6 protein-coding genes are annotated in these 5,510 nt (G+C 41.4%); all 6 read left to right on the top strand.

All coding sequences use genetic code 11. The features are described 5' to 3' along the window. The coding region (locus tag VNZ46_RS01025; RefSeq protein ID WP_325558201.1) for a helicase-related protein at positions 1–736 on the top strand (736 nt) is incomplete at its 5' end. Positions 737–760: 24 nt separating this feature from the next. Further along, a complete protein-coding gene (locus tag VNZ46_RS01020; RefSeq protein ID WP_108550174.1) occupies positions 761–961 on the top strand; it encodes a YwbE family protein in 201 nt (66 codons plus the stop codon). A gap of 86 nt (positions 962–1,047) precedes the next feature. Continuing rightward, the gene (locus tag VNZ46_RS01015; RefSeq protein ID WP_108550175.1) at positions 1,048–1,293 is read left to right on the top strand and encodes a DUF4834 domain-containing protein; all 246 of its coding nucleotides are present in this window, start codon (positions 1,048–1,050) and stop codon (positions 1,291–1,293) included. Between the two features lie 82 nt (positions 1,294–1,375). Continuing rightward, positions 1,376–3,856, top strand: coding sequence for a hypothetical protein (locus VNZ46_RS01010; protein ID WP_325558200.1), 2,481 nt, complete (start codon positions 1,376–1,378; stop codon positions 3,854–3,856). 210 nt (positions 3,857–4,066) lie between these two features. Continuing rightward, on the top strand, positions 4,067–4,921 hold the full coding sequence (locus VNZ46_RS01005; RefSeq protein WP_325558199.1) for a UDP-2,3-diacylglucosamine diphosphatase: 855 nt from the start codon (positions 4,067–4,069) through the stop codon (positions 4,919–4,921). 29 nt (positions 4,922–4,950) lie between these two features. Next, a partial coding sequence (locus VNZ46_RS01000) for a glycosyltransferase family protein (protein WP_325558198.1) occupies positions 4,951–5,510 on the top strand: 560 nt, incomplete at its 3' end.

The raw sequence follows: 5,510 nt of genomic DNA, 5'->3' as shown, positions 1-5,510 counted from the left end.
GGATGAAATAGAGAAGACCATCAAGATGGGGGACCGGGTATTGGTGACTACTTTAACCAAACGCATGGCAGAGGAGCTGACTAAATATATGGACCGGCTGAACATCAAGGTCCGTTATATTCACTCAGAGGTGAAGACACTTGAGCGTGTGGAAATCCTTAGAGGCTTACGTTTAGGAGAATTTGATGTGCTGATCGGAATTAACCTGTTGAGGGAAGGACTTGACCTTCCTGAGGTGTCTTTTGTAGCCATATTGGATGCGGATAAAGAAGGGTTTTTACGTTCTGACCGCGCCTTGATACAGACCATAGGACGCGCAGCGCGGAACGACAGAGGAAGAGTAATTATGTATGCGGACAACATCACCGAATCCATGGAAAGGACAATTGACGAAACCAACCGGAGAAGGGAAAAACAAATCGCCTATAACCTGGAGCATGGAATTACGCCCAAAACAGTTGGCAAGAGTAGAGAAGCTATTATGGAACAGACTTCAATGCTGGATTTCTCTGAGAATGCCACAAGGGCTAAAGCCTATGTGGAGGTAGATGAAGTGAGTATTGCAGCAGATCCGGTGGTTCAGTATATGACCAAAGCAGAAATGCAGAAGTCTATAGATAAAACGCGTAAAGAAATGACTAAGGCTGCCAAAGACATGGACTTTCTGCTTGCCGCAAGGTTAAGGGACGAAATGTTTGCCATGGAAAAAGTATTTGAGGAGCGTTTTGGCAAGTAAATTGAATATAGTAAAGAGTAAGTAATGGACGGAAAGAACAGAAAAGACATTTATCCCGGTTTAGAGGTGGATATTATTTTGAAGAAAGACCAGAGATCTGGTGCCTTGACCAGGGGGATTGTTGCAAATTTATTAACCTCTTCTCCCTTTCATTCCAGGGGTATTAAAGTGCGTTTGGAGGATGGACAGGTAGGCCGTGTGGCACATATTGTAGAAGAAGATTGATTGTAATGTAAGTGCAATAATCTGGTAGAAACTGTAATAATCAAAAATGAATTCCGTCATATTTGTAAACATTAAGACGAATTAACATGGGAATAGTAAAATTTCTTTTTATAACGATATTGGTGATGTGGGTGATCAGGATGCTTTTGAAACTGGTTTTCCCGCTTGTGCTCAGAAATATTTTTAACAATATGCAACAACAGGCCAATGGTGCGCAACAAGCTCCCAGGAGGCCTGAAGGTTCTATATCTATAGATTATATGCCACCGAAGCCTAAGCCTGGAAATGTAGATAAACTGGGTGATTTTGTAGACTACGAAGAGGTTAAATAATTATAATTTTTTTTAAAAGGCGGGAAAGAGATCAATAAAAATTATCTAAGTTTGGGGTTAGTTTAAATATTAAATAACCCTAATGAATACTTGGTTTAAAAGAAATGGCATCCACGTTGCCATCGCCGCATTTTTCGTAATTATCTGTTTCGCCTATTTCAGCCCTGTTTTGCAAGGCAAGGGACCGGCTCAAAGTGATGTCCTGCAGGCAAAAGCGATGCAGAAGGAAATTATGGACTACAAAGCTAAAGATGGTAAAGGGCCTCTTTGGACCAATCAGATGTTTGGAGGTATGCCGGCTTATCAGATTTGGGTTCAATACCCAATGAACGGTGCAACTTATGTCATTTCTGCGATTAAAACCATATTGCCAGATCCTGTAGATGTGGTTTTATTGTATCTGCTGGGTGCGTATCTGCTGTTTTGCGTATTAAAGGTCAACCCGTATCTGGCGGCATTGGGGGCAATTGCTTTCGCTTTTACCTCTTATAATTTTATCATTATTGCCGCTGGGCATAGCAACAAGGCCCTGGCCATTGCTTTCTTTGCACCGATTCTGGCTTCGGTCATCTTAACCCTCCGTGGAAAACATTGGGTGGGAGGCAGCTTGTTTGCACTGTTCCTCGCTTTGGAGATCAGGGCCAATCACATCCAGATGACCTATTATATCTCGCTTGCATTGGTGATTTACCTGGCCATTGAATTATATCATGCCTGGAAAGAAAAGAAGCTGTCTGCATTTGGACGGGGTTTAAGCTTTTTAGCTATTGGTGCTGTATTGGCGCTGATGGTGAATGCAAGTACTTTATGGACTACTTATGAATATGGAAAGGAATCCAACAGAGGAAAATCTAATTTAACGACAGATAAGGCAGAAGAAAAGAATGGTCTTTCTAAAGAATATGCTTATGGCTGGAGCCAGGGTGTTGGAGAGAGTTTTACCTTTCTGATTCCGAACCTTTATGGTGGGGCGACCAGTATCGATGCACTGGTGAAACCGGAAAGCAATGCGTATAAGTCTTTACAATCATTAACCGGTGGTGATCCAACGCAGGCGATTCAACAGCTGGCCGGGCAGATTGGTTACCAGCAGTACTGGGGCGGTAAGCCGGGTACTTCAGGCCCGTACTATTTTGGGGCAATTATCTGCTTCCTGTTTGTTTTTGGGCTGCTTGTTGTAAGAAGCCGTTTTAAGTGGTGGGCTTTAGGCACAACCATTTTATTCATGCTGCTTTCTTTCGGAAGTAATTTCCCCTTGATATCCGATTTGTTTTTTGATTATTTCCCGTTATACAATAAGTTCAGGGCGGTGGAATCTATTTTGGCTGTAGTAGGGCTAATGGTTCCTGTTTTAGCCGTGCTTGCAATTAAAGAAGCTACAGAAAGTAAGCTGGAACAAAAGGTACTTCTTAAAAAATTAACGATTGCTGCGGCAATCACCGGAGGGTTCTCCTTATTGGTTGCCATTATACCAACCGTATTTTTCAGTTTTACCAGCGAAAATCATCAGCGTATGCTGGAAGCGCTTACCCAGATTCTGCAGAACAACCGTGGAGAGGCGTTAAAAGTTGCCAATGCTCTGGTGGCGGATCGTGTTGACATTGCTCGTGCAGATGCCTTGAGGTCTGTACTTTTTATTGCGATTGCTTATGCATTGATCTGGGCGTTCATCACTAAAAAAATGAATCTTCAACTGGCATTAGTACTGCTTGGTTTTGCTGTTTTGATCGATATGTGGCAAGTGGATCGCCGTTATTTAAACAACAATAATTTCGCGAGTAAATCAGACCTGGCCAATCATTTCCAGCCCCGCGATGTAGATACGTTTATTATGGCGGATAAAGATCCTGATTTCAGGGTAATGGACCTCACGACTTCTACTTTTTCAGATGCGAGTGCTTCCCAGTTCCATAAAACTGTGGGTGGTTACCATGCGGCTAAATTGAAGCGTTTCCAGGAGTTGATCGATAATCAATTCTCAAAAAGTGTGAACCAGGATGTGCTGGATATGTTGAATACGAAATATATTATCACACAAGATCAGCAAAATGGTTCTTATAAAATGCAAAGAAATCAAACTGCTGCAGGAAATGCATGGATTGTACAAAATGTACAATTTGCCAAAGATGCAGACGAAGAGATGAAGGCGATCAGTAGTTTTGATCCGAAAAAAGAAGCCATTGTGGACATTCGATATAAAGGTCTTATTGATGAGAAAAAGGTAACAGGTGGTGGTGCAACAGCGATGATCACACTTGACAGTTATCATCCTGACCATTTGACTTATTCCTATAGTGCGCCTTCGGACGTAATTGCCGTTTTTTCTGAAATTTATTATGACAAAGGCTGGAATATGTATATCGATAATGAGAAAAAACCTTATTTCAGAGCTGATTATGTACTGCGTGCAGCGCAGCTCCCGGCAGGTAATCATAAAGTAGAGTTTAAATTTGAGCCTGTTTCTTATTATGCAGGGGAAAAGATTTCCCTGGCAGGATCTATTTTATTGCTGGCTGCATTGGGCTTTGCATGTTACGGAGAGAAAAAAAAGAAGGCCGCTTAAACATTATTTAAGCGATTTGTAATAAAGGTTATTGTCATCAGGCAATAACCTTTTGTTTTTTTAATAATATTCTGTTAATGGCTTGTTAACCTGTGTATTGCATATTTGTGTCCATAAACTAAAGATCTATGGAGGAAATGATCGTAATAGGATGTGTTATTGCCCTGATTGCCTTCTTTTTTAGTCCTTATGATCTGAAAATGGATGACGATGACGTCTAAAAGAGAAGTAGAAATTGCAGTCATTTCGGACGTACACCTGGGTACTTACGGCTGCCACGCCAAAGAGCTTTTAAAATATCTGAAAAGCATTAAGCCTAAAATGTTGATCCTTAATGGCGACATTATTGATATCTGGCAATTTAGCAAAAGGTACTGGCCGGAAACACATATGAAGGTGGTCCGTAAACTGATGAAATTTGTGGTGGAAGGGGTGCCGGTATATTATCTGACGGGTAATCATGATGAGCTCTTACGTAAATTTGCAGATATGCATTTAGGGGCTTTCCATTTACAAAATAAACTGGTTTTGGAAATAGATGGTAAAAAGGCCTGGTTCTTTCATGGGGATATTTTTGATGTTACCATGCAACATTCCAAATGGCTGGCGAAACTGGGTGCCGTAGGATATGATACCCTGATCCTGATCAATAGTTTTGTGAACTGGGGCCTGAAGATTTTTGGGAGAGAGAAAATGAGCTTTTCGAAAAAGGTGAAGGAAAGCTTTAAGGATGCAGTAAAATTTATCAACAGTTTTGAACAGACGGCTGCGGAGCTTGCTGTTGAAAAAGGCTATGAATATGTGGTTTGCGGTCATATTCATCAGCCGGAAATGCGTAGCATTGAAACTGAGAATGGCAGAGTGACCTATTTGAACAGCGGAGACTGGATTGAAAACCTGACCGCGCTGGAATATAACAATAAGGCCTGGAAAATATTTAAATATGAGGCCAAAGATTATGAAACAGATATAGAGGAAGAAGGAATTCTTTCTGACAGCGAAGATTTACATAGTAAACTGGATATCAATGTATTATTGCAAAAGATCAAATTAGAAATTGTCTAAAGGCTAAAATTTACAGATATTCGGTGCGGATGAAGATATTATATGCGATTCAGGGAACGGGAAACGGGCACATTAGCCGTGCCAGAGAGATTGTTCCATTGTTACAACAGCATGGCGATGTGGAGCTTCTGATTAGCGGAACGCAGGCTGATGTCAGGCTGAGCCAGCCTGTTAAATATCAGCTTCATGGTTTTAGCTTTATTTTTGGTAAAAAGGGTGGGGTTGACCACTTCGAGACCTGGAAGACCATGAACCTTCCGCGTTTTGTAAAAGACATGAGGTCTCTTCCCTTAAAGGATTATAATCTGATCATTAATGACTTTGAGCCGGTAACTGCCTGGGCATGCAGGCTTAGAGGGATAGAAAGCGTTGGTTTAAGTCATCAGGCATCTTTTCAGTCTCCCAAGGTGCCTAAACCAAAGAGTATAGACTGGGCACAGCTGGTTATGAAATATTATGCGCCTGCAACACATTATGTAGGGTTTCATTTTGACCGGTATGATGATTTTATCTATACACCGGTGATCCGTTCGGAGATCCGGAATTTAATTGTTCATGACCTTGGACATTATACAGTATACCTTCCGGC

It is taken from the genome of Pedobacter sp. (assembly GCF_035566355.1).
GTDB lineage: Bacteria > Bacteroidota > Bacteroidia > Sphingobacteriales > Sphingobacteriaceae > Pedobacter.
The sequence above is the reverse complement of the archived record's forward strand: the minus strand, read 5'-3'. Positions and strand labels throughout refer to the sequence as shown.

Coding starts and splice junctions, on each gene's coding strand:
- VNZ46_RS01020 (WP_108550174.1), top strand. CDS start 761: ATGGACGGAAAGAACAGAAAAGACATTTATCCCGGTTTAGAGGTGGAT.
- VNZ46_RS01010 (WP_325558200.1), top strand. CDS start 1,376: ATGAATACTTGGTTTAAAAGAAATGGCATCCACGTTGCCATCGCCGCA.
- VNZ46_RS01005 (WP_325558199.1), top strand. CDS start 4,067: ATGACGTCTAAAAGAGAAGTAGAAATTGCAGTCATTTCGGACGTACAC.
- VNZ46_RS01015 (WP_108550175.1), top strand. CDS start 1,048: ATGGGAATAGTAAAATTTCTTTTTATAACGATATTGGTGATGTGGGTG.